Source organism: Paenibacillus sp. HJGM_3 (assembly GCF_045062745.1).
Classification (GTDB): Bacteria; Bacillota; Bacilli; order Paenibacillales; family NBRC-103111; genus Paenibacillus_AA.
Genome location: NZ_JBJGED010000014.1, coordinates 112,860 through 136,008, shown reverse-complemented (window position 1 = coordinate 136,008; position 23,149 = coordinate 112,860). Strand labels below are relative to the sequence as shown.

The window sequence follows — 23,149 nt, the reverse complement described above, 5'->3', positions numbered from 1 at the left end:
CATCGAACTTTTATAGCGCAGTTTAGGTTAAGTATGCCCTTGCGGCTGATCGACCACGATCGCCTTGAGCGTCTTCAAATACTCGGTCGGCGACATGCCGGTAGCCCGTTTGAAATGCCGGGAGAAATAGTGGATGCTGCTATAGCCGAGCCGTTCGGAGATTTCGGAGACGGTGCAGGTCTCCTCGCGCAGAAACTGCTTCGCCTTCTCGATTTTGATCCGCCCGGCGAATTCGATAATTCCGCAGCCGAAATGCCGCCGGAACACCGAGCCCAAATACGTCTTGCTCATGGCGAAGTCGGCACACACCCGCTCCAGCGTCAACCATACGGACCAGTGGTTCGCGATGTACGCTTCAAGCCGGGAGGGGATGCCGATCTCTTCTTTTTGCTTGATCATAGAAGTCAACATGGGCGGGGTCGTCCTCTTGATCCCGTTGCGGGTCAACTGGATGAGGAGCCCCTCCAGATAGATCTTCACCAATTGCTCCGAGCCGAAATAGGAGGGAGTCGCTTTCTCCAGGCAATGCAGCAGCCGGTCGGTGCGCTTCGGTTTACGAGTGGACGGAATGAACGAGCGGCGCCCCTCCTCGATCAGCCGGGAAAGGATTCGACGCTCCTCGTTGCCGATGCGGAACGTTTTGTTCGCGAAGTACTGCATCGCGTCCGAACGGCAGTCAAAGCAGATGATGAAGAGGTTCGGAGCGGATTCGTGGAACGTGCGCAGCGCATGACCCTCGTTCGGGGCATAAAACACCATCTCCCCTTGGTTCAGCTGGTACACATGAGTATCGGTCGTAATCTCGACACTCCCTTTGTCCACGTAGACGAATTCCCAGAAATCGTGGGTTTCGCTCGGGAAGCTGTAATCCCGGGTCAGTTCGGAGTAATGAAACGAATACAACCTGCGGACGACCAGTTCTTCCTTCAAGTTCAAATGCATGTACCGTTTAAACACATGCCTTCCCCCTTGAAACCCGTCTTTACCCCTCATACTAGTAGGCCCCTGAATGTCTGTCAACCGATCGATGCCGCAACAAAGCCGATTCCCGGTTTACGATTGTACAAATTTTGAGTCGGGAATGTTAAAGATTTTTGCTGTCCCCCGGCGTTATGATAGCGGTGTCATGGCCAGTTCAACTATGGAAAGGGGTTTCGGCATGAAGAGAAGGCTTACGCTGATGTTGGCAGTTCTTTTGTCGTTGCTGTTGGTGCTCGGCTGCGGTTCGAATGGAGGGACAACCACGGACAAAGGCTCGGGGGACAGCGGGGTCGTCGTGTCGAACGTGTCCGGGAAAGTGAGGGTGATCGTAGCCGGCGGACAGCTGGAGAACGGAGTCGATCCGATCAGCGGCAAAAAAACGATGGGGCTCAAGCAGTTCTTCGATCAGGAATTCAGCAAGAAGTACCCGAACATCAAAATCGAATTGAGCGTAGCTCCCTGGGAGAATGCGGACGCCAAAATGCGATCCCTGCTGATCTCCAAAGACATCGACGTACTCGCTTCCGGGGGCTTCGAGCACAAATATTATGCCGCCGGGCTGCTGAGGAGCATCGACGACCTGCTGGCGAAGGATCCGGCCTTCAAGCCGGCCAACCTTTATATAAGCGGGCTATGGGAAAATTCGGTATTTAACAAAACCCTGGACGGGGTACGCTTCGGCTTGCCGACTACCCTGGGCCAGCGGATGGTCATCTATGACAAGAAGCTGTTCGACGACTGGGGCGTGCCGTACTTGTCCGAGCGGCCGACGCCGGAAGAGATTCTGGAGAAGGCGAAGAAGATGACGGGCAAAAACCCGAAGACGGGCGAGATGAACTATGGGTTCTATTTTGCCGGGAATAACTTGGCGGGCAGCCTGTTCACCACCCTAACGTTCGCGTTCGATGCCCCGGGGTTCCAAGGCGATCTGAAGGACCATAAGAACATTAATTGGCAGCTCGATACCCCGAATATGGCCAAGGTGATGAACTGGCTCGGGGAAGCGGCGAAGCTCGCCCATCCGGCGTTCGTGAACAATAAGGGCAATGAGAATTTCGGGACGGATAAAAATGTGAACGCGATCAACCTCGAGATGAACGGTGCGAAAATCATTTCGGATTATAAAGGCAGCGGAAAGAAGGACATGATCGAGCGGTTCGTACCTACACTCAATCTCGGACCCAAAGGGGAAGGCTGGGTGGCGAACGACAGCATCACTATGGCGAAGGAGCCGCAGAACTTGGAAGCTGCCTGGGAAGTGATGAAGTTCATGGGCGGGTACGACTATCAAAAGTACAACTATGAGATGTTCGGCAACGCGCCTACGCTGAAGAACCCGGACTTCCTGAACCCGGACGACGTGTACTTGCAGAAGGCGCTCAAGATCGCCGAGGTCGGGCACACCAGCCTTCATGACAGCGTGGGCGAGTACTTCAGCAGCGAGCTCAATCCGGCGGTCAACGGGTTCATCAGCTCCGCCGCTACGGGCAAAACTCCGGACGTCGCCGCCTTCCTGAAGCAGCAGCAGGACAAGGCGAAGAACTGGTCGTCGCTGTTGAAATAACCGGCGCAGGCGGGAGTCTCTCCCGCCTACTTCTACATACGGAAGCGAGGGAACCAACATGCCGTTCAAAAAGACTGACCTCGTCGGGTACGCGTTCGTAGCGCCGATGCTGCTCGGGATCGCCGTCTTCTTCCTCTATCCCATGCTGGCGTCGTTCGACCTAAGCTTCCGCAATGCGAACGGAGCGGCCGACAGCGCTCGCAACCTGAACAACTATGCCTGGATTGTCCGGGATCCGAACTTCTGGTCGGCGGTGTTCAACACGATCTATATGGCTTTCTTGTCCGTAGTGACCGGTCTGGTGTTCCCGTTCGTGCTGGCCTCGCTGATCAACAGCGTACGGTGGGGCAAAGGGTTGTTCAAGAGTGTGTTTTTCCTGCCCAACATCGTCTCGGTCGTAGGGACTGCGATTTTGTTCACGTACATCTTCTATCCGACGGAGCAAGGCCTGATGAATTCGATCATCGGCTGGATCGGGTTTGATGAGATCGGGTGGTTCTCGGACCCGAGGTATTCGAAGTATTCGATCGTGCTTATGGGGTTATGGGGCTCGCTCGGGTACAACACGATCATTTTCTTGGCTGGATTGCAGAGTGTCCCCCGTGACCTGTACGAGGCGGCGGAGGTTGATGGGGCGAATCCGGTTCAGAAGTGGTGGTACATCACGATCCCTTACTTGCGCGCGATCTTCGTGTTCATCATCGTCATCGGGACGATCGGCAGCATGAAGCGATTCGGGGATGTCTGGATGATCGGCGGCAACGCCGGCAATCCGAACGGGTCGCTGCTCACGATCGTGCTTTACATCTACCGCAACGCCTTCGAGGCTTATCAGATCGGGATCGGCTCGGCTGCGGCGTTCCTGCTGTTCGTCATTATTATGATCTTCAGCTTGCTGAACTTGAGAATTTTCGGCAAAAACAATGTGGATTGAGGGGAGGAATAGCCTATGCTGTCGGTCCGATCCGCAACGTCGCAAGCGTCCCCTCGAACAGCGCTGAGCGTCGTTGTATTCATCAGCCTGTGCGGCCTCTCCCTGATCATGGTGATTCCGTTCATCTGGATGATCTCCACGAGCCTGGATTGGGACGCCGTAGCGGATATTCCGTTCCCGCCGAGGTTATGGCCGCTTGAGCCGACGCTGAAAACCTACCAGCTCGCCTTCGTGAACGTGCCGCTGCTCCGGTATATTATGAACTCCATGCTCGTGGCCGTGTTCGTCATTCTGATCAGCACCGTATCGGCGCTGGCGTCCGGGTACGCCTTGTCCAAAATCCGGTTTCGCGGGGCTTCGTTCGTCCTTATCCTGGCGCTCAGCACCATGATGATTCCGTTCGAGACGACGATGATCCCCCTTTATAAGCTGTTCAACACCTTAAACCTGATCGACTCGTATTGGGCGTTCTACTTGCCGGCGATCGTGTATGGGTTCGGCACGTTCCTGGCCAAGCAATTTATGGATCAACTGCCCTACAGCCTGCGGGAGGCTGCGATCGTGGACGGAGCGAGCGAGTTCACGACGTTCACCCGCATTTTCCTTCCGCTCTGCGGTCCGATTATCGCCACGATGGTGATCCTGCACTTTCTGGGGGTGTGGAACGATTTCCTTTGGCCGCTGCTCGTGCTGCACGATCCGGACAAATACACGGTGCAGATCGGCATGGCCATGTTCACTTACAACAAGGGCGAGGGCGATTATATTGCGCTGATCATGGCGGCCACGACGATCAGCCTGGTGCCGATTTTGGCGCTGTACTTGTTCCTTCAACGCTATATCATAGAGAGCATCGCCCTGTCGGGGATTAAACAATAGGAGCGGGGAGGACCGGATGAAGCGATGAAATGCGGCGTATACGAAAAGGTCATCACTCCGCCCCTCGGGACTTCCATCCCAGGCTATTATCAGGAGCGGCTCGCCACAGGGATCAATGACGACTTGCATGCCAAAGCGTTCGTGATGGAGCAGGGCGAGATGGTGGCGGTCTGGATCGCGGTCGATACGTTCGATCTCACCCGGGACGCGGTTGTCGGCATTCGCCGTAGAGTGCAGATGTTCACCGGCGTGCCGCCGGAACATATCCTGGTCGCCGCTACCCACACCCACACGGGCGGACATATTAGCCCTTGGTTCGCCGGCCATGTCGATGAACAGTACGCGAATACTGTTGTGCTGCTGGCGGCCGATTGTGCGGTGATGGCGTATCGGAATCGCGTCGAAGCCCGAATAGGCGTCGGTACAGGGGGAGAATCGTCGATCGCGTTCCAGCGAAGATTCTTGATGAAGGACGGCTCTGTAACGACGAATCCCGGCGTCCGCAATCCGCTCATCGATCGGGCCGCCGGTCCGATCGATCCGGAGGTGGCGGTCATCCGCATCGACGATGCTGGCGGAAACCCGATGGGCGTCGTGTGGAACTATGCTTGCCATACCGACGCCGTGTCGGGGACGGAGCACAGCGCGGATTATCCCGGAGTGCTGAGCGAAGCGATTAAGCGGGAGCTGGGGGAAGCAGTGGTCAGTTTGTTCTTCATGGGGGCGAGCGGGAACATTAATCATCACGATGTGTCCGGGGCGCTGGTGGTAGGCCCCAATCATCACCGGGTGATGGGGAGTGTGCTGGCGAAGGAAGTCCTTCGAGTATGGGATGGGATCGATTCGGGTGAACCGCGGGGATTGAAGGTGCGGTCGGACCGGTTCATGGTTCCGCTCCGGTATCCGTCCGAGGCTGAACGATTGTGGGCGGCGAATCTGGTGGGGAACGGATCTGTGGACCTGAGTGAGACGGTGCTCGCGAACGAGATTTTGTTGATTGAGCCTGATCGGGGTGCAGTAGAAGAGATTGAGCTTCAAGCGTTCCGGATAGGCGAGCTCGCCCTGATCGCACTTCCTGCGGAGCTGTTCGTGGAGTACGGGCTGCGGATTAAGGCGGCTTCCCCTTTCCGGGTCACCCTGGTGTGTGAGTTGGCCAACGGATCCGGTCACGGCTATGTGTGCACGCCGGAGGCGTATGAGCAAGGCGGGTACGAGCCTCGGATCACCCGCATGAGCCGTTTAGCGCACGAGGCGGGCGAACGATTCGTGGAGCGGGCGCTGGCGTTGCTTCAGCAGTTGCATCGGCCTTAGGTTGAAGGCTGCCGGCCCTGGCAAGGGTTCGGAGAAAGAAGAGAGCGGCGAACGCCAGCAGGCGTTCGCCTTTGTGCGCTGGACAGCGCTTCCTACTAACCGGGGCTTTTCCAAGTTGATTCATAGTCAACTCCAGCTTTGATTGATGGTGTACCCAAGTATTAAGGCCTTTCTGCCCATTTCTAGCTGCGTAAGTTGAGTTATAATGACATATGTATTTATGGTATTGATCAAATTGAATGATTTCATTACATACAATAACGAATACCATTGATATATCATGTTTAACCACAGAGAGGAGAATGCTCTATGAGACTCAGAAAACTCGGTATAACTTTCTTCGCAGCGGTAGTTGCTTTACTTATTCCTTTTTCTTCAGCTTTTGCTGCATTGGATTATTTGGGTAGGTACGGGTTGACGATTAATACGGGAGAGAAGGCTGGAAGCAATCTCTATTATTATAGAACCGAGTATGTACATTCTGATGGCGGAAGTTTTAAAGTGTGTAATTATAATATGTCTAGCACGAAGTTTTTTGTGTACGAGTATGATCCAGGTAGCAATAATGATGACTATGTATACTCTTGGACATTAGGCATGAATGATTGTTATACGTTCACAGGTCTGGATAAATTTAAAGATGGCACCAATAAGAAAGCGGAACTTTATGTGAAAGCCGCTCTCGCATCTGGTGGGCTTGCTTTTGAACGCCAAGTGAAATTATACGACTGATAATGGTAGAGTTGGAAAAGGATAAATTGCAAACGAGAGGAGTCGTCTAATTTTGGCGGCTTCTTTTGCATGTTTGGCATGACCGTTAGCTTTACTGCTGCAGTTGCATGGGACTAAGATTTAAAGGCCGCCGATCCTAGTAGGATCAGGCAGCCTTTTCACTTAATAACTGGGTTCGACCGGGGCGATGGCAGCCGCGATTGAGGTGGGAGTCCAGTTCCGATTTGCATAGCCGAAGGGGGCATTCAACAACTCGACCCAGGCCGGGTTTGTTTGGGCCCATTTCACGGCCGCCGTTCTCGCTTCTTCCCCGTTTTTTGCTGGCTTCACCACCTCAGCAAGGCCGGCAAACTCGCCGAGATCCGGCTCTTGCTTGATCCCATTCCCCGGGACGCGATTCGTGTCCCCTTGCAGCAGTTGAAGCCGAAGCCAGGCGAGGGCTCGAACCGCTTCTTGAAACCTCCGCTCGAAAACGGGGTCTTTGCCGCCTTCTACTAACTCTTGTTTATTCTGAAATAAATAGCCCTGGTAGTCGTCCTTGTCGGCCGGATGTTCGAGTACCCGAGCATATCGATCGATGGCATGCTGCCAATTCGCCAAGGATTCTATATCTACTGCATCCTGAAGGAGATGGTAGATGGTGGGAGACTGGTCGGCTTGCACATCAGTCAACTGCAGCGCGCTATCTCGAATTTGAAATGTGAAGGTGCGTTCGCGCTGCCAGGTTCCGGCACCGGCGGAAGAGATGATCCCGCCTTTCAAGATCAGCTTGGCGTTTTCGATCCGCATCGACCTTACCGAAGGCAGACTTGCCAACCCGGGAACGCGAATCCATTGGTCCTCCAACCATGTGTAGGCTGCATATTGTGTCGTACTCGTATGGGCGCCGGTAATTGTGGATTCCATCAGGATTTCGGGATTGCCCGATTTATATAGCTCGGCTACATGGGTCTTGGCCGTCTCCATCATGTCGTCGGGGAATACGTACGAGCTCAGTGAATATTGAGCCTCGACCGGGGTGAGGATTAGAGCGATCGACGTTGGAATTGGTTGGCCGTTCTCGCCCTTGGGGACAAGACGACAGATGGAGGCGCTTGTAATCGTTCTCGTGCTTTCCCCTATCGTGATCGGGATCTGAGTTGCCTCAGCGCATTTGGCATTGTCATAGTGTGCGACGAATGCTGTTAACCATGCGGTCCAACCGCCAGGGGCAGGAGCCGGTCCAGCGGCAGCGGCTGCATGGGGAGCGAGCCTCAGTCGGGTCCGCATATCGGCGATGAAACTGTCTACCGTGTAATCCTTCGTCGTCGGCGTTGACCCAGGAACGACAGCTGCAACAGCCAGAGTCGGTTCACTGGGCCGTGGCGATAGAAAGGGAGTCGCCGTCGGGGGCGTCCCAAGGGTCCCGGGCTCCTTCTGAATGGGATCTTGTGGCGACGGGCTTGCATAAAAAGTCTCCCGTATTTGGTCGGACCCGATCATCATCCAGACTAGCGTGAGTATGAGTAAGGCTGCCGTTCGATACAAGAGCTGAAACATGGACGTCTCCCTTGTTACTTTGCAGGATTGTGGACTATCCCTCAATCCGGCGTGCCGCCGCGAGGAACCAGAGGAGGAACACGCCGCACAGCAGGGCGAGAAACCCGTACCCGCCGAATATATCGAAGCGCGTCGAGCAATAGCCGAAGCCTAATCCGGCCAAGATGTGAACGGCGTTCAGCCCGAGCGACTGGAACGAGTCCATCGTCGCCCGCATCGAGGAGTCGATCCGGTGGTGCAAGTACCCGGACGCGAGCGGCTCCATCACGCCGGAGAACAGGCAGATGACGAGCATCGCCGGCAGCCCGGCGTAGCTGGGGCTTGCGGCGAGTACGGCGAAGCCGGCCGTGCTCGCGAGCAGGACGCTGAGCAGCAGCGTCCGGTACCGGAACCGGCGAAGCAGCGCGTGCGCCAGCAGGTTGCCCGGCAGCCGCATCACCATCAGTCCGGCGGACAGGACGCCGAAGTACACGACCGGCAGCTCCAGGCGATTCGCGTACAGCTGCCAGAATTCGTCGATGAAGCCGACCGCCGTGCCCGTGATCATCCCGGTAAGCAGGACGAGCCGGAGCCCCGGATTCGCCCCGAAGAAGCGCAGCGATACGGTGACATACTCCCGGAACGAAGGAGCGTGTTGTTCTGGGTCGGAGGGTTCCAACGACGGATCTGACGAAGGTTCTGACGATGGCGAAGCCTTCAAAGATGACCCGCAAGGGGGTTCGATCAGGAGCAGCGAGACCAGAAGGGCGATCCCCGCGCTGCCGAGCGAGATCCAGTAGTTCAGCTCCAGCCCGAACCGGCTGGCGAGCCAGCTCCCGCACAGCGCGGCCAGCATCGCGGACAGGAAGTCGCATGCGTTCAGGCGGCCGAGCTGCCGCTCGAAGTCGGCTGCTCTCCCTTGCAGGAGCAGCGTATCGTACAACAGGGCGTTCTCCGCCCCGCTGCTGGCCGAGCGGCTGATACCCGCCAGGAAGACGACGAGCGCGAAGTGCCAGAACTCGGTCGCGTAGACGAGGATGAGAAACTCGGCGCAGCCGAGCAGAGCGCTCAGCACAAGCAGGTGGCGGCGCCCCCACTTGTCGGCAATGATGCCCGTAGGCACCTCCAGCAGGACGATCGTGATCGCGTAGATGATCTCGGTATACACGACCATCTGGATCGTCATGCCGCGCTCCTCCCAATACAGCCGTTCGATCACATAGGCCGGGATGAGGCTGGAAAAGAAACGGAACACATAAAGCTTCCATAAGTTAGCGGTATAGGTCAACGAAAGAGCTCCTCTCTTAGTTTGGCTGGGCGGACACGCTCAACCAAGCTAAGGCGGGGCTCGGGAACTGCGGGAGGCTGAAGATTAGCAGGGAGGTCTGGCGGTTCGGTTCATGGAGAAGTCTCCTTCCTCGATGGGGGTTATTCCCATTCTATATTCCCATCATATCGGGCGTACCGTAGCCGGTCAAGACGCTGACGAGACCAGGTCAGGTAGAGGAGAGATGCCGATCCAGCCATGCCTTGGACTGCTCCAGCATCGCGAGGGTGATGTGATGGTTCACATTGGGATGCTCGATAAACTGCAATTGATCCGCAGGGATCCCGCAGTGCGACAGCGCCTGTATAAAATACCGCTGGCTCTCGATCGGCACCGTCGCATCCGCCTGGCCGTGCAGCAGCAGCAGCCCCCGGCCGGCCTCCCACTCGATCAGGTGAGTCAGAGGGTCATCGGCGGTAAGCGCTTCTCGTTCGGCGGGGGCCATCGCCGGCATCCCGAACATTTCCCGGAACAGCTCTTCGCATCGGACCCACGCGCACGAGCCATTGATCACGATCGCGGTTTGCACCGCCGCGGCGCGGGCGAACGCGCTCGAGGCAATAAAGCCGCCTGTGGAATGCCCGATGATGGCTAATGGTACGGTTCGCGATGTATCCTGCGATGAACCCGCAATACGGGCTATGGCCTGCGCCTCCGCAGCCGCCTGGCGAACGATACTCCAAAAATGCTGCACCAGAGCTTGCCGATCCCCATAATCCAGCGTCCCCCGCTGTCCGTGATGAGGGAGCTCGGGCACGATCACCCGATAACCCCAACACGCGATTTGCGAAGCGAAAAATATATATCGGTCGATCGTTGAAGCCCAGCCGTGGTACAACAGCACGTTGCCGGCCGGTTCCGGCTGCGTCGGCTCGAACTGAAGACACGGGACATCAGCGAGCGTGATCCGGGAGAAGTTCTCCATCGCGTTATTCCTCCTTTTGATCATTCTTTCAGCGGGCTAACCGCCGAACGATTCCGCCAGCCCGCGTACGAAGCGGTCGGCTGCTAGGGAGAGGCTGTCCCCGGGCCGGGTAATGATGCCGATCGCTCTGCCGGGAATCGGCTCGGCGACCGGCAGCTCCACAAGCGTACCGGCAGCTAGATCGTCGGCTGCGAAATCGCGCGTCATGAAGGCGAGCCCCATGCCCCGGCGCACGAATTCGAGCAGCAGCTCAATGCTGCCGACTTCGATCTCCGGCGTGGCCGTCAGGCCATAGGTCTGCAAGTAGGCGTGGAAAAAAGCGCGCGACCGGCTCCGTTCGGACAGCATGACGAAAGGATGCTGAACCAAGTCGGCCAGTGCATGGGGATCCGTGCCGGCGGCTAGTCCCGGAGCGGCGACGAATACGTCCTGGATCGGCCGCACCGCTAGAATATGGAGAAGCGGCTCCGGGACCGGCAGGTGGACGATGCCGCAGTCGATTGTTCCGGCCGAGAGCCGGGCCGAGATGTCCTCGCTTTTCCCATGCGTCAGCACGATGCGGATGCCGGGATGCGCCTCGCGGAACCGCTCCAGATAAGGGAGCAGGAACGCCTTGCACAGCGAGTCGCTCGCCCCCATGCGGACGATGCCCGCCTGCAGCGTGCGTAGCTGCGCGACCGCCTGCTCGCCTGCTTGCAGCAGCCGATATGATTGCTGCACGTAGGCGAAGAGCGCCTCGCCTTCCCCGGTCAGCGCCACCCCGCGGGGCTGTCGTTCCAAGAGGCGTACGCCGAGCTGCTCCTCCAGTTGCTTGATCGCGTAGCTGGCGCTGGGCTGCGTGATGAACAGCTGCTGCGCAGCCTTCGTGATGCTGCCGGTCGAGGCGGCGTAGTAGAACACCTTGTAATAGTCCATCGCGCTCATGGCATAGAACCTCTCTATGGGTAGGATAGAAACTATCCATTATTCGTATGGCTGACCCTTCTCTATAATAAGGAACAAGTGTAAATCACACAAGAGAGGCGGTTTCCTTCTATGCCACACCCACACCCTCATCCCGACTTGTCCGCCCGCTCCCCGTGGGCGGGCGCGCACGCGCAGGCGGCCGCGGTGGAGCTCGCTCCCCCGCTCACGCCGCCTGCCGGTGCTGCCGTGACCGTGCCCGGCAGCAAAAGCTTCACGACCCGCGCGCTCCTGCTCGCGGGTCTCGCGCAAGGCCGGTCGTCGCTGCGCCACATCCTGCGCAGCGACGACGCCTACTGGTGCCTCGAGGCGCTCGCCCAGCTCGGCACGCGCGTCACCTTCGACGCCGACGACCCGACGGCCGTCGTCATCGAGGGCGCCGCCGGCCGCTGGCCCCGGGTCGGCGGCACCGTGTACATGGGCGCCGCCGGGACCGTCGCCCGCTTCTTGCCGGGCGCCATCGCGGCCTGCGGCCGGGGCGAGTGGCGCCTCACGGGCAGCACGCGCCTCAGCGAGCGGCCGATCGCGCCGCTCGTGGACGCGTGGCAGGCACTCGGCGCCCGCGTGCAGTACGCGGACGCCGCCAGCCCCGGGCGGCTTCCGCTTCGCATAGACGCGGGCGCACTCAAGGGCGGCGAGGTCACCGTCTCCGGCGCGGTGTCCAGCCAGTTCATCAGCGGGCTCCTCCTCGCCGCGCCCTATGCCGAACACGAGACGATCGTCCGCGTCCCGGATGGGATCGTGCAGCACGCGTACGTGAAGATGACCCTGGAGCTCATGGAGCGGTTCGGCGTAAGTGTTGAATATGATGAAGCGCAGTTCGACCGGTTCCTCATCCGGCCCCAGCGCTATCAAGGCTGCGACCTGGAGCTGGAGGCGGACGCGTCCACATGCGGCTACTTTCTCGCGTATGCCGCGCTGACGGGCGGAGCCGTGCGCATTCCGAATCTGAGCGACCGGACGCGTCAACCGGACATCGGAATGCTGCAAATCTGGGAGCGGATGGGATGCACGGTTAAGGCGGGAGGGGAGTCGGCGGGCATCGAGGTACAAGGGCCGCCGGTGGGCAAGCTGCGAGGCGGCTTCACTGTCAGCCTGCGGGAGATGTCCGACCAGACGCTGACGCTCGCCGCGATGGCGCCGTTCGCCGACGCCCCGATCACCATCACGGACGTGGCGCACATTCGGGCGCACGAATGCGACCGGATCCAGGCGATGTGCGAATCGCTGGCCCGGCTCGGCATCCGTGTGGAGGAGCGTTCGGACGGGATGACGATCCATCCGGGTACGCCACGGCCTGCCGTGCTCCCGACGTACGACGATCATCGCATGTCGATGTCGCTTGCGCTGATCGGAACGAGGGTGGAGGGCATCGTGCTTCAGGATCCCGGCTGCGTGTCTAAGACGTGTCCGACGTACTGGGAGATGATGCAGCAGCTAGGTCTGCGCGTGACGGCACGCGAGTAGTGCGCCTCAGCGGGCTCCCGATACGCAGCAGAGGCAGGACATTAACTACCGTTGCCTTCTCCGTGCCGGTCGCCCTGCGCCCTCCACCACTGGTCGACTTTACTGCGCCTCCCGCGATCTCGCCTCACGCATATAGGCTGTATAACAAGCCTGGCAGATGCACGATTGGCGCCGCTTGTCGGGAGGCACCCGCTCCAGGAGCTCTTGCGGCATGCGCTCCGCTTTGTTCATGCACCAGCATGTGCCGCCGGTCAGCACCTCTTTAATGCCGCAGAGATTGTCGTTGCCGCAGAGAGGACAAGTAGCGGCTGCTTCGTTGATCATGGATTCACCCGCTTGACATCATTTAGGAAGATTACATAGAGTTCCATTATATCAATTAGATTGGCCCGAAGGGAGTGGTCCGCATGTCGCAGGCCAAGTTTACGGTGTCCGCCTCGGTCATAGCGCTGAACGAGAATGATGAGATTTTACTGATCCGCAACCCGTTCCGGGGGTGGGAGATGCCGCAAGGATTGATGGAGGAAGGCGAGACGATCGAGGACTGCGCGATCCGCGAAGTACGGGAAGAGACGGGCCTCGAAGTACGGCTGACCCGGTTTTGCGGGGTGTATCACAATCGGACCCGCGATGTGGTCAATTTTACGTTCCTTGCCAGCCCGGTGGGAGGAGTGCTCCGAACGAGCGCGGAGAGTCTGGAGGTCGGGTATTTTCCTATGGAGCAAGTGCTTCGGCTCGTCACTTGGGGCAATTTCCGGGAGCGCATCGAGCGGGTGTTCCAGCTGGCGCAAGAGCCCCGGCACATGCCGGAGCCTTTTCTTATCTCCTTTTACGAGTAAGAGCGTGATCACTCGGCAAAAGCCAGCCCCTTGTCCGCAAGCGCTTGACGCAGCTGCCGGATCGTTTTGGGGCCGAGCCCGTGCAATTGCAGCAAATCCGCCTCTTTGAGCGCAGCGAGTTGCTCCAGCCGAGAATACCCCGCGTTCGCGAGCGCCTGTTGAGCGGGCTTGGACAGCTTTTCCGGCAGGTCGCTTTCGATCGCTTGATTCATGACCGTTCCCTCCTTTCAGCTTATCTTCCGCCCCACCGCAGCGAACAGCAAAGGCAGGTTATCGACAGACGTATCAAGTCGGGCCGGCTCGTCAACACGCAGGATGGAGAATCCGGTTGCTATAAAATCGTTCAAATATTGCGCCAGCGGACGATGATAAGCCCCGAGCGTCGAGCGGATCGTGCCGGACCCTTCCGATTTCCAGAACTGCTCGACATAGTCCTTTACAATTCTTGCGCCATCGCCCAAAGGGGAGCTGAACGGGGATTGAAAGCAAGGATGCGTGATCGCCCAGATCATAATCCCGTCGGGCTTCAGAATCCGGTGCACGGACTGGAACACCGCCAGATGGTCGGGCACATCCACCAGCATGACGCTGGAGACGGCGACATCGTAAGACCCGCTTGGCAGCTGACTTAAGGTCATTGCATCGTCCTGAATCCATGTGACCGCTTCGGTTTTCCGTTTCGCAAACTCCAGCAATTTTCCGCTAAGGTCGACACCGGTTACATGCGCGCCTCTACCTGACAGGCGATAGCTGAGCTCCCCTTGCCCGCAGCCGACATCGCAAATCCGCTTGTCTTGCAAGGCATCCAGTCTCTCCAGCTGTTCGAGGATATACTGATAAGCGCTGTCCGAACGCCCGGAAACTACCATCGCATTATATTGCTCGGCGAACAAATCGTAGTGGGGCCATCCTATCGCCTCCGAATCTACAGCGTTTCTTTTACTCTAAGTCTAGGGGATATAGAAATAAATGACAAGACACAGAAAACCCTGACCGGCAAATGCGCCGATCAGGGTTTTATCGCCTAATTCCCGAAAAAACTGGCTTTGTCTTCTCCGCCAATGATTAATGTAGTGCCTGTGGAGGGAATGAATTTGAAATGCTGCTCGTCGACCTTCGCAGCGGTTGCGCCAACGCCTGCCGCCTGCAGCTTGGTGTTTACGAAAGCGACGAGCGCATCCATGCTCGAGAAATTTTGAGTCAGCTGTATAGTCGCCGTATGGGAGCCGTCGCTGACCGTGAAGCTTTTGTTCGCTTCGTCTCCGGACCCGGTGAAGCTGGTGCCGGTGAAGAAGTACGACCAATCCGGTCCGCTGATGATCAGCTTCGCATTCTTGCCGGTGGCGGTCGTAGAGAGGGTGAAGGTGTCCCCGGAACCGAAGGCAATAATGGCCATGTCCCCCAGATTGAGATGATGGGCATTGTAGTAGTCCATGATCGTACTGATGACCGCCGATCCGACTACCTCGCCGACCGTAAAGGTCATCTCCCCGTTAAAGACCGGAATGTTCCAGAAGAGCCGGATAGGGATACTGAGGGTTCCGTCGCTGACGGTAAATTCCTTGGCATTCGCCCCGCTGAAGTCTGAGGACGTGAGGGATTTGCTCACTGTCTTCGCCGCCGTCAGATTGGTCGATCTGAAATTAAGATTCGAGATCGTGAGGCTTGTCAATCGAAGCTCGGCTATTCGGGTGATGGCCTCGGCCAACTTGTCTTGTGTTTCCTCGCCGATCCACTGCTTCTGACTGGCCGTGAGCGCACCAAAAGCCGTGTTCGCTGTCTCGACTTGCGCTTCATGCCCAAGCGTCAACGCGGATACATCCGGGAGCGCATCAATCAGTGCCTTGACGGCGGCCGCGGCACTTTGGTCCGCAGCATCGAGCTCGGCGATGCGTGCAAGAGCTCCGGTTAGCTTGGTCTGATTCGTGACGAGCGCCTTCTGGGATACGGTGAGTTTGTCAAATTCAGTGTTGGCCGCCGTGACTTGCGTCTTATCCGCAAGCGTCAAAGCAGATACATCCGGAAGCGCCTCAATCCGTGCCTGGACAATAGCTGCAGCGTCACGGTCCACGGCCTGGAGCTCGGCTATGCGAGCGAGAGCTGCGGTCAACTTGGCTTGATTCGTGACAAGCCCCTTCTGAGCTGCGGTGAGGGCGCCGAATGCCGTGTTGGCCGCCACGACTTGCGCTTCATCCGCGAGCGTCAGAGCGGATACAGCCGGAAGCGCTTCGATTAACGCCTGAACGGCTGCGGCCGCATCCTGGTCCTGCTGGAGCTCGGCGATGCGCGTGATCGCGTCCGTCAGTTTGCTCCGATTCGTGACCAGCGCCTGCTGCGCGGACGACAGTGCTTCAAATGCTTGGCGCGCAGCGGTCACCTTCGCCGCATCCTCCGCGAGCTTCAGATCCGCCGCCGCGGGCAGTGAGCCGATGATGGAGATTACGCGATCCGCTTCTTGACGATCGATCTCCTCTTGGGACGGCCCTTCCGGCGTCGGATCAGGATTGGGTGCCGGGTCGGGAGTTGGCGTTGGAGTCGGTGTTGGAGTCGGTGTAGGCTTAGACGGATTCACGGTAATCGGCTCGCCGCTCTCCGTCTCGGCCCGATTCGGTTGTTTGTCGAAAGTTGTCGAGGGTTGTGCTTGCTCGTTCATCACAACCTTCTCGATCGTACCGTTTCCAATCATGTTGACTGCTGCATTCAGGACCAGGTTGAGCACCGCCGCCTCGTCTCCGAGCTCGATCTTGTTCCCGGTCGCCTCCCCGCTAACGGTGATCTTGCCCGCGCTTCCGCTCGGAATGTCGACGCGGACGTTCGCGCTGGCAACCTGCACGTCTTCAAATGTTCCTACCAGCGTGACGACCGTGTCCTTGGGGAGCAGGCTGCTGAGCTGCACAGCGGTGAATCCCGTTCCCGTCACGCCGGCCTCCTCGAGCGTCACCCCGGTTCTCACTACCACCTCCGCGACGGTCGTCGACCCTTCGGCTACGAGCCGCACGGTCCCGCCCGCTTTGTCGACGATGATCGTCAGCAGCACGGAGTCCACTACGTGAACGCTGTGTCCGCCTCCGCCCTTTACGGTTGTCGTACCTTTCACCGTCACATGGTCGAGCACGGCATCGCCTTCGCCGATCTCTTCCGCCAGCGTCAGGTCCCCTTCAATCACCGTGTTTCGGAGTGTAACACCCGGAGCGGTAATGACAACAGTGCCTTGGATCGTCTGGCTCCCCGTTTCCGGACCGTATGTCCCCGCTTTGTCGAACTTCGTCGGTGCCTTCTTAGCCTGGACCGCATGGTTCAATATCACGACCGCTTCAGCGCGGGTCGCATCGAAGGCCGGCCGGAACGCCTTGTCCTCATACCCCTCCATAATGCCCGCGGCGCCTACGGCACCGATCGCGCCTTTGCTCCACGCCGGGAAGGACGCCGAATCCGTGAACGCGCCCGTACTTGGCTCCGACAAGGATAAGTCTAATAGCCGGGCTACGATCATCGCGATTTCCTGTCGGGTAATCGGGGAGCTCGGCCGGACGGTGCCGTCCTCGAAGCCTGCGATATAGCCGGCTTTTACCGCCTTTTGAACCTCGGGATAGCTCCAATCGTTCGCCTGCAGGTCTTGGTATGTAACGCTTCCGGTCGCCGTAAACCCGAAGGAGCGATTGACGAGGGCCATGAATTCCGCCCGTGTCACGGTCCGATTCGGCTGGAAGCTGCCATCCTCATAACCGCCGATCCAACCTTGTTCCATCCATTGCGCAATGTCCCGTTCCGCCCAATGTCCCGTGAGATCGGAGGCGGATTGGAGCGTACCCGCCGCTCCGGCTAGGGGCGGCACGGAAGAAAGCGCGAGCAAGCCGGCCAACGCGACCCCGATCGCCTTCTTCGCCAATCTTGTTCTTTTCATATATCCTCCTTAAAGCTCTGCCGTTCCAAATCGTATCTAAGTATATAGAAACCTACTAGTTTTGACTATTCCGCCAAGGAATACATTTTATAGGTCGTTATTACCAGTTTCCGAGATAAGGTTTCTGTATGATCGACGGGTCATATTACCTAGGCAATGCAAGCATTAGGTAGAAGGGACAAACGTTTTTGACAATGAACTCGATTTGTTTTTACATCGGGTTCCGGCAGAAGAAAGACTATAATGGAGGGGCAGGATTTCTCAAGGGAAGGGGACAGACAGATGGCGGCTTCAGAACAGGTGAACCGGCTCCCGGATTTGAACGGGGATTATTCGGTCAGCAAGGAGCAGATTCAGTCCTATCAGGAGAAAGGGCATATTTTGCTCCGGGGTGTTGCCAATTCAGAAGAGGTTGCGGCCTATCGGAAAGAAATCGCGGAGCAGGTGCACAAGCTGAACCCGCATACGAAAGCTTTGAACGAAAGAGATACTTACGGCAAGGCGTTTATTCAAGTAGGCAACCTGTGGAGGCATAGCAAAGCGGTGGAGCGGTTCGTATTGGCACGCCGTTTCGCCAAAATCGCTGCCGATCTTATGGGGGTGGAAGGCGTACGGATTTATCACGATCAAGCTTTGTATAAAGAACCGGGAGGGGGCCACACGCCGTGGCATCAGGACCAAATCTATTGGCCGCTCGATACCCGGCACACGATTACGATGTGGATGCCGCTTGTCCCGATCAGCGAGGAAGTGGGGTCTATGACATTCGCTTCCGGAACCCACGAAATCGGCTTTATTAGCAAGCAGGTCATCTCGGACGATTCCCACAAGACCCTGCAGCAATATATCGAGTCCAAATCGTTCGAACAAGTCAATTATGGAGCGATGGCTGCCGGCGACGCTACTTTTCATTCCGGTTGGACCGCTCACTGTGCGCCTGGGAATCCGACGGACTCGATGCGGGAAGTGATGACCATCATTTACATGGCGGACGGCATCCGAATCGCCGAACCGGACAGCGCGGCCCGGCGCAATGATCTGGAAGCCGTATTCCCCGGGCTTAAACCGGGCGACCTCGCCGCCAGCGAGATTAATCCTTTGGTTTACCAAAAATAATAGCTCCATTTGCTAGTGTACATGCCAAGGCTGCCGAACTCATCATTCGGCAGCCTTGTTTGTTGTATCTATGTCATCCATAAGTTGCCACAGGCACTGGTGCAGTTCCTAACCTAACTAAGATTTTTGTAAAGATGGTTGACACACTTGAATCCTCGGGATAATCTGACGGGGATCGTCGCATGATTCACTGCATGAATACACGTTAGGGAGGATTCTTGTGAGAAAGTTGCTGCAGCCGCTGTCCATCAAGAAAAATTTAATCGTTTTCTTTCTAGTTCTATTCATTCTTCCCTTTCTTGCTCTATGCCTGATCTGGTATGCCAAGTCAGCGGAAATGATGGAAGAGAGCGGCATTTACTATAATGAGCAACTGGTCCAACGCGTTAATATGCAGCTGGACGAATATTTCACCGGCATTAGTGCGGATACCAGATCGCTGCCGGGCCATCCGCTCATTCAAGAATTCATCAAAGCCGATCCTAACAATTCTTATGAAATGTTTCGTCTGAAGGGCCGGTTCCCTATAGAACTGGTGTCGAACCTGCGCAAGGACATAGCCGGCTTCACGATCCTAACGGCTAAGGGTGCGGCATACGGAAGTCCGATCCAACTCCCGAAGGACATTGAACCGTTCGGCAGTTTTCAGTGGACGGACAATTTTAAGATTGCTGGGATGGCCGAGAAGGACGGAGTACCGGTCCTGATCATATACCGAATCGTCATGGATAATGTGTCGTATGAGCCTGCCGGCAGCATCATCATGGCTCTTTCGTTCGACCAATTCGTCAGAATTGCGGATATTAAGCCTTACGGGAAACACGGCTCCTTCGCGATTGCGGATGAGCAGGGACAAATTCTCTATCACACCGACCGCCAAAAATGGGGACAATTTTTGCCTCAATTCGAACAAATGAATCAGGAAAGCGGTCGGCTCGAGATGAAGGAACCGGAAGGAAAAAAATTACTGGTGTATCAGGTCTCCAAGCAGACTAAATTCAAGATTGTTTCCGAGATTTCCAAGTACGAGCTGCTCGGCGGCCTGATTCGGCTTCAACTGCTGACCTTGCTGGTCGGGGCTGTGATTCTCGGGTTAGCCTTTCTCGTTTTCTCTCGGATGTTTTGGGAGATTAAGAGGCTGCTGGGTGAGATCCACATGAACCGTTTGCGGGAGAAGGAATTGGAGCTGAAGCATCGAGATTCCTTGATGTCCGCCCTTCAATCCCGCATTAATCCTCATTTTCTGTACAATGCCTTAGAAATTATCAATGCCTATGCCATCGTAGCCCAAGTGAGGCCGATCAGCCGCATGACGCAGCATTTGTCGAATTTGTTCCGATATAGCGTAAGCAACCCCGACCAGGTGGTCAGCCTTCGCGAGGAGCTGGACCATATTAGGAACTACATGATGATTCAGGAGCAGCGCTATGACAACTTGCAATTCGTAGTGAACGTGGACAGCGACATGCTGGACAAAGTGTATGTATACCGCCTCATCGTTCAACCGTTGGTCGAGAATGCCTTCCAACACGCGTATGAGCAGCACGAGATCACGCCTAGTACAATTAAGATTACCGGTGTTGCGGAGGCAGACGCGTTCGCCCTATACATCGAAGACGAAGGCGGAGGGATGCCGCCGGAGCTGGCCCGGAAATATAACGAAGCCTTCGAGACGATCTCGGAAAATAAAATGCTCCAATCCGGCTTCAGCCCCTTCCAACGGATCGGTCTCTGGAATGTACACGCCCGGCTTCGCTTGGGTTTCGGCGTCCCTTACGGAATCCATATCATCCGTTCGGGCGAGGACGGCTCGATCATCCGTATTCTACTTCCCTATATGACCGGCGTGATTACTCCGCGCCTTAGCGAAAGGAGCATCTGACGATGGCTATGCATACGGTGGTGATCGCCGACGATGAACGAATGGTTCGGATCAGCCTGCGAACTATGATCGAACGGGATAACGCCGGCTTCACGGTCGTGGGCGAAGCCCATGACGGGGAGAACGCGCTGCGGTTGGCTTCCAAGATGAAGCCGGACCTGCTTATTACGGACATCCGGATGCCGGGACTCGACGGATTGGAGCTCATTCGCAGCCTGTCGGAGGAAGGGGCCTCTACGGAATTCATCGTCGTCTCGGGCTATAGCGATTTCGAATATGCCCAGAGCGCGCTTCGATTCGGCGTCGCCGATTATTTGCTGAAACCGATCGATCCGGACTATATGAGGACTGCGCTGCGTAAGATGGGCAGTCGAATTGAACGGAAACGCGGCAACGCCGCCCCCAAGCAATGGATGTGGACTTGGAAGTTGGACGCGGAGCGCATGGCGAAGTGGGTCTGGCGTCTCGAAGAACATGAGGTTCGAATGGAGCTGGGGCGCTTCCGCACGCTTATCATGGAAGCTTCGGCGGGACAGGCCCTGTCTCAACTCCGGGAAATGCTCGCGTATTATCTGGTCGTCTTGAACGGTGAACTGGAGCAGTTGGGGCAAGGCTCGCCGCCCCTGCCGGTCATCCAGTTGCCTGAGGGGCCGATGGGGAACGAAAAACTTTGCGAAGCGCTGGATGCCAGCCTAGCGGGAGTCCTCGACCAGATCCGGAGTTCGCGGAACTGGTGGAGCTACAACCGCATGCTCAAATCCGTGTCGGCATATATGGAAGACCATTACATGAAATCCGACCTGACGGTTAAGGAGGTCGCCGCGCATTTCGAGATTTCGCCGAATTACTTCGGAATCTTGTTCAAACGGGAGGCCGGCATGTCCTTGAATCAATATTTGACCCGCCTGAGGATCGAGAAGGCCATGGAGTACCTGAAAAATCCTACGGTAAAGGTATTTGAGGCGGGAGAACGCGTCGGCTTCTCGGATTACGCCTATTTCTCTAAGACGTTCAAGAAATACACAGGTGTCACGCCTTCGGAGTTCCGCAAATACGACTATGCCGGGAGCATTCAAGTCGATGAGGATATGTTCTAGTTTTCGTTGATAATTCCATAGTGGCCATAGTGATCGTTCTTCTATAATCAAACACATGAAGCCCATGATGAACCTTATCACATTGATTATCGGAGGGATTACTGTGTCTTACAAATTCAAGAAATCCGTACTTGCGGGAGCTGCATCGGTCTTGCTGGCCGCCACAGCTTTGTCCGCGTGCAGCAGTCCGGACGGAGCGGCTCCCAAGGACGGCGAGACCGGCAAAAAAGAGCCGGTGAAAAAAGACATCAAGATTTTGCTGTCGCATAACAATTCGGGCTTCGCCTCCAAAGGCCCTGATGACAAAAAAGCGAAGTATTACGCGGAGCTGAGCCGGCTGTCCGGGTACAATGTCAGCTATGAATTCCTCGGACACGATATCGATTTCCGTCAGCAGCTGTCTCTTCGCTTCGCTTCCGGGGAGCTCGCGGATCTGGTCCGGACGGGCAGCGTTGACTGGGAAGTTCATCAGGGGGCCGTGGACCGGGGCGTATTCATGGAGCTCGGTCCGCTCATCGACAAGTACGCTCCGAATCTGAAGAAGAAGATTCCGGAAGTCGCCTGGAACAGCCCTAAAGTTATGAAGAACGGAAAAATCTACGGTATCCCTACGTTGAACGGAGCGGCGGCCGACCGAATCATCTTCTACCGGCAAGATATACTCGATCAGCTGAAAATGGACGTGCCCAAAACGTTGGATGAGTTTTTGAAATTCGCCGAGGCGGTCAAAGTGAATGATGTGAATGGAGATGGAGACCCGAATAATGAGTGGGCGCTTTCGCTAACGGACAACATGTCCTGGAACGACGTGTTTACCGGTTCGTTCGGAGTGCGGCCGGGAACGTGGCACGTGCGCGACGGCAAGCTGGAGCCGGATATTATTCAGCCGCAGATGAAGGAAGCGATTGCATTCTATAAGAAGCTGTATGACAACGGGTATATCGAGAAAGATTTCATTACGAAGAAGCAGGGTGACCGCGGAGCGGACATTTCCAAAGGATTGGTCGCCGCCTGGGGAGCCGCTACATATCAATACGCGGCCGTGGCCGCCCAGCAGTTTCCGAACCAGCCGAAAGCGGCCATCACGATGGCTGTACCGCCTAAGGGTCCCCGCGGGGAGAACTTCCTGCAGAACGGTACGGACCAGATCTATTTCGTCTGGACGATTCCGAGCGGAACGAAAAATCCGGAAGAAATCGTCAAGTTTTTGGAGTGGGCTTGGAGCTCTCCTGAAGCCGATAAATTTTTTGCCTACGGCATCAAGGATTTTAACTATACGGAAGAGGGCGGTAAGGTCAAATTTGATCCGAACGGTCCGAACAACACAGAGTTGAATGAGAAGGAGTTCTACCAGCTTTCCATCAACGTTCGGGAGAATGGCTTGAATAACCCGTTGGTTCTCAAAATGTTGCCTAACAGCGATAAGGTCTTGAAAGGCTACGATGATGCCAAAAGCGTAGTGATGAAGAACGATGCCGTCTATTTGCCGCAGCTTAAGTCCATGGACGGTCGTCCCGAGCTGAATCCGGGCTTCGTGGCGGGCAGCCTGTTCTACGATTGGTTCGTGAAGCTCGTTGTGGGCAAGGAAGATCTGGACAAGGGCTTCGACACCTTCGTCTCCGAGTGGAAAAAGCGCGGCGGAGAAGCGGCGATCAAAGAAGCGACCGACTGGTACAACAGCTCCATGAAGAAATAACGCGACGCACTCAG

Annotated in this window: 20 protein-coding genes; 11 read left to right on the top strand and 9 right to left on the bottom strand. The window is 56.7% G+C overall.

Going from position 1 to position 23,149, the window contains the following annotated elements; genetic code table 11:
* Nucleotides 1–27 precede the first annotated feature (27 nt).
* A complete protein-coding gene (locus ACI5FR_RS16910; RefSeq protein WP_405456333.1) occupies nucleotides 28–957 on the bottom strand; it encodes an AraC family transcriptional regulator in 930 nt (309 codons plus the stop codon).
* A 223-nt stretch (nucleotides 958–1,180) separates the two neighbouring features.
* On the opposite strand from ACI5FR_RS16910, the gene ACI5FR_RS16905 reads away from it, so the two are divergent.
* From ACI5FR_RS16905 to ACI5FR_RS16885, 5 genes are all read left to right on the top strand, one after another.
* On the top strand, nucleotides 1,181–2,545 hold the full coding sequence (locus ACI5FR_RS16905) for an ABC transporter substrate-binding protein (RefSeq protein WP_405456331.1): 1,365 nt from the start codon (nucleotides 1,181–1,183) through the stop codon (nucleotides 2,543–2,545).
* Nucleotides 2,546–2,603: 58 nt separating this feature from the next.
* Nucleotides 2,604–3,479, top strand: coding sequence for a carbohydrate ABC transporter permease (locus ACI5FR_RS16900; protein WP_405456330.1), 876 nt, complete (start codon nucleotides 2,604–2,606; stop codon nucleotides 3,477–3,479).
* Between the two features lie 15 nt (nucleotides 3,480–3,494).
* The gene (locus ACI5FR_RS16895) at nucleotides 3,495–4,358 is read left to right on the top strand and encodes a carbohydrate ABC transporter permease (RefSeq protein WP_405456327.1); all 864 of its coding nucleotides are present in this window, start codon (nucleotides 3,495–3,497) and stop codon (nucleotides 4,356–4,358) included.
* 24 nt (nucleotides 4,359–4,382) lie between these two features.
* Nucleotides 4,383–5,669, top strand: coding sequence for a hypothetical protein (locus ACI5FR_RS16890; protein ID WP_405456325.1), 1,287 nt, complete (start codon nucleotides 4,383–4,385; stop codon nucleotides 5,667–5,669).
* 309 nt (nucleotides 5,670–5,978) lie between these two features.
* On the top strand, nucleotides 5,979–6,401 hold the full coding sequence (locus ACI5FR_RS16885; protein WP_405456323.1) for a hypothetical protein: 423 nt from the start codon (nucleotides 5,979–5,981) through the stop codon (nucleotides 6,399–6,401).
* A gap of 162 nt (nucleotides 6,402–6,563) precedes the next feature.
* On the opposite strand, the gene ACI5FR_RS16880 is transcribed toward ACI5FR_RS16885, so the two are convergent.
* The 4 genes from ACI5FR_RS16880 to ACI5FR_RS16865 form a co-directional block, all read right to left on the bottom strand.
* The gene (locus ACI5FR_RS16880; protein ID WP_405456321.1) at nucleotides 6,564–7,940 is read right to left on the bottom strand and encodes a hypothetical protein; all 1,377 of its coding nucleotides are present in this window, start codon (nucleotides 7,938–7,940) and stop codon (nucleotides 6,564–6,566) included.
* A 34-nt stretch (nucleotides 7,941–7,974) separates the two neighbouring features.
* Complete coding sequence (locus ACI5FR_RS16875) at nucleotides 7,975–9,207, bottom strand: MFS transporter (RefSeq protein WP_405456319.1); 1,233 nt, start codon at nucleotides 9,205–9,207, stop codon at nucleotides 7,975–7,977.
* Nucleotides 9,208–9,415: 208 nt separating this feature from the next.
* Entirely contained in the window at nucleotides 9,416–10,171 is a 756-nt protein-coding gene (locus tag ACI5FR_RS16870) for an alpha/beta fold hydrolase (protein WP_405456317.1), read from the bottom strand.
* A 36-nt stretch (nucleotides 10,172–10,207) separates the two neighbouring features.
* Nucleotides 10,208–11,095 (bottom strand): LysR family transcriptional regulator, encoded by an 888-nt coding sequence (locus ACI5FR_RS16865; RefSeq protein ID WP_405456314.1) that lies wholly within the window; start codon nucleotides 11,093–11,095, stop codon nucleotides 10,208–10,210.
* A 186-nt stretch (nucleotides 11,096–11,281) separates the two neighbouring features.
* Here ACI5FR_RS16865 and aroA point away from each other — a divergent pair, with 186 nt between their 5' ends.
* Nucleotides 11,282–12,601, top strand: a complete 1,320-nt coding sequence (gene aroA / locus ACI5FR_RS16860; RefSeq protein ID WP_405456432.1) for a 3-phosphoshikimate 1-carboxyvinyltransferase — start codon at nucleotides 11,282–11,284, stop codon at nucleotides 12,599–12,601.
* 99 nt (nucleotides 12,602–12,700) lie between these two features.
* Here aroA and ACI5FR_RS16855 read toward each other — a convergent pair whose 3' ends face one another.
* Complete coding sequence (locus ACI5FR_RS16855) at nucleotides 12,701–12,925, bottom strand: cysteine-rich CWC family protein (RefSeq protein ID WP_405456312.1); 225 nt, start codon at nucleotides 12,923–12,925, stop codon at nucleotides 12,701–12,703.
* A gap of 83 nt (nucleotides 12,926–13,008) precedes the next feature.
* Here ACI5FR_RS16855 and ACI5FR_RS16850 point away from each other — a divergent pair, with 83 nt between their 5' ends.
* Nucleotides 13,009–13,440: an NUDIX hydrolase gene (locus ACI5FR_RS16850; protein WP_405456310.1), complete on the top strand. Its 432-nt coding sequence runs from the start codon at nucleotides 13,009–13,011 to the stop codon at nucleotides 13,438–13,440.
* 8 nt (nucleotides 13,441–13,448) lie between these two features.
* Here ACI5FR_RS16850 and ACI5FR_RS16845 read toward each other — a convergent pair whose 3' ends face one another.
* The 3 genes from ACI5FR_RS16845 to ACI5FR_RS16835 all read right to left on the bottom strand — a co-directional run bounded on the left by ACI5FR_RS16845 (nucleotide 13,449) and on the right by ACI5FR_RS16835 (nucleotide 17,344).
* The gene (locus ACI5FR_RS16845; RefSeq protein ID WP_405456307.1) at nucleotides 13,449–13,652 is read right to left on the bottom strand and encodes a helix-hairpin-helix domain-containing protein; all 204 of its coding nucleotides are present in this window, start codon (nucleotides 13,650–13,652) and stop codon (nucleotides 13,449–13,451) included.
* Between the two features lie 15 nt (nucleotides 13,653–13,667).
* On the bottom strand, nucleotides 13,668–14,333 hold the full coding sequence (locus ACI5FR_RS16840; protein ID WP_405456305.1) for a class I SAM-dependent methyltransferase: 666 nt from the start codon (nucleotides 14,331–14,333) through the stop codon (nucleotides 13,668–13,670).
* A 131-nt stretch (nucleotides 14,334–14,464) separates the two neighbouring features.
* Nucleotides 14,465–17,344, bottom strand: coding sequence for an S-layer homology domain-containing protein (locus tag ACI5FR_RS16835; RefSeq protein ID WP_405456303.1), 2,880 nt, complete (start codon nucleotides 17,342–17,344; stop codon nucleotides 14,465–14,467).
* 282 nt (nucleotides 17,345–17,626) lie between these two features.
* On the opposite strand from ACI5FR_RS16835, the gene ACI5FR_RS16830 reads away from it, so the two are divergent.
* The 4 genes from ACI5FR_RS16830 (at nucleotide 17,627) to ACI5FR_RS16815 (ending at nucleotide 23,135) form a co-directional block, all read left to right on the top strand.
* A complete protein-coding gene (locus ACI5FR_RS16830) occupies nucleotides 17,627–18,460 on the top strand; it encodes a phytanoyl-CoA dioxygenase family protein (protein ID WP_405456301.1) in 834 nt (277 codons plus the stop codon).
* A 220-nt stretch (nucleotides 18,461–18,680) separates the two neighbouring features.
* Nucleotides 18,681–20,342 (top strand): cache domain-containing sensor histidine kinase, encoded by a 1,662-nt coding sequence (locus ACI5FR_RS16825; protein WP_405456299.1) that lies wholly within the window; start codon nucleotides 18,681–18,683, stop codon nucleotides 20,340–20,342.
* A 2-nt stretch (nucleotides 20,343–20,344) separates the two neighbouring features.
* A complete protein-coding gene (locus ACI5FR_RS16820) occupies nucleotides 20,345–21,439 on the top strand; it encodes a response regulator (RefSeq protein ID WP_405456296.1) in 1,095 nt (364 codons plus the stop codon).
* 103 nt (nucleotides 21,440–21,542) lie between these two features.
* Entirely contained in the window at nucleotides 21,543–23,135 is a 1,593-nt protein-coding gene (locus ACI5FR_RS16815; RefSeq protein WP_405456295.1) for an extracellular solute-binding protein, read from the top strand.
* Nucleotides 23,136–23,149 lie beyond the last annotated feature (14 nt).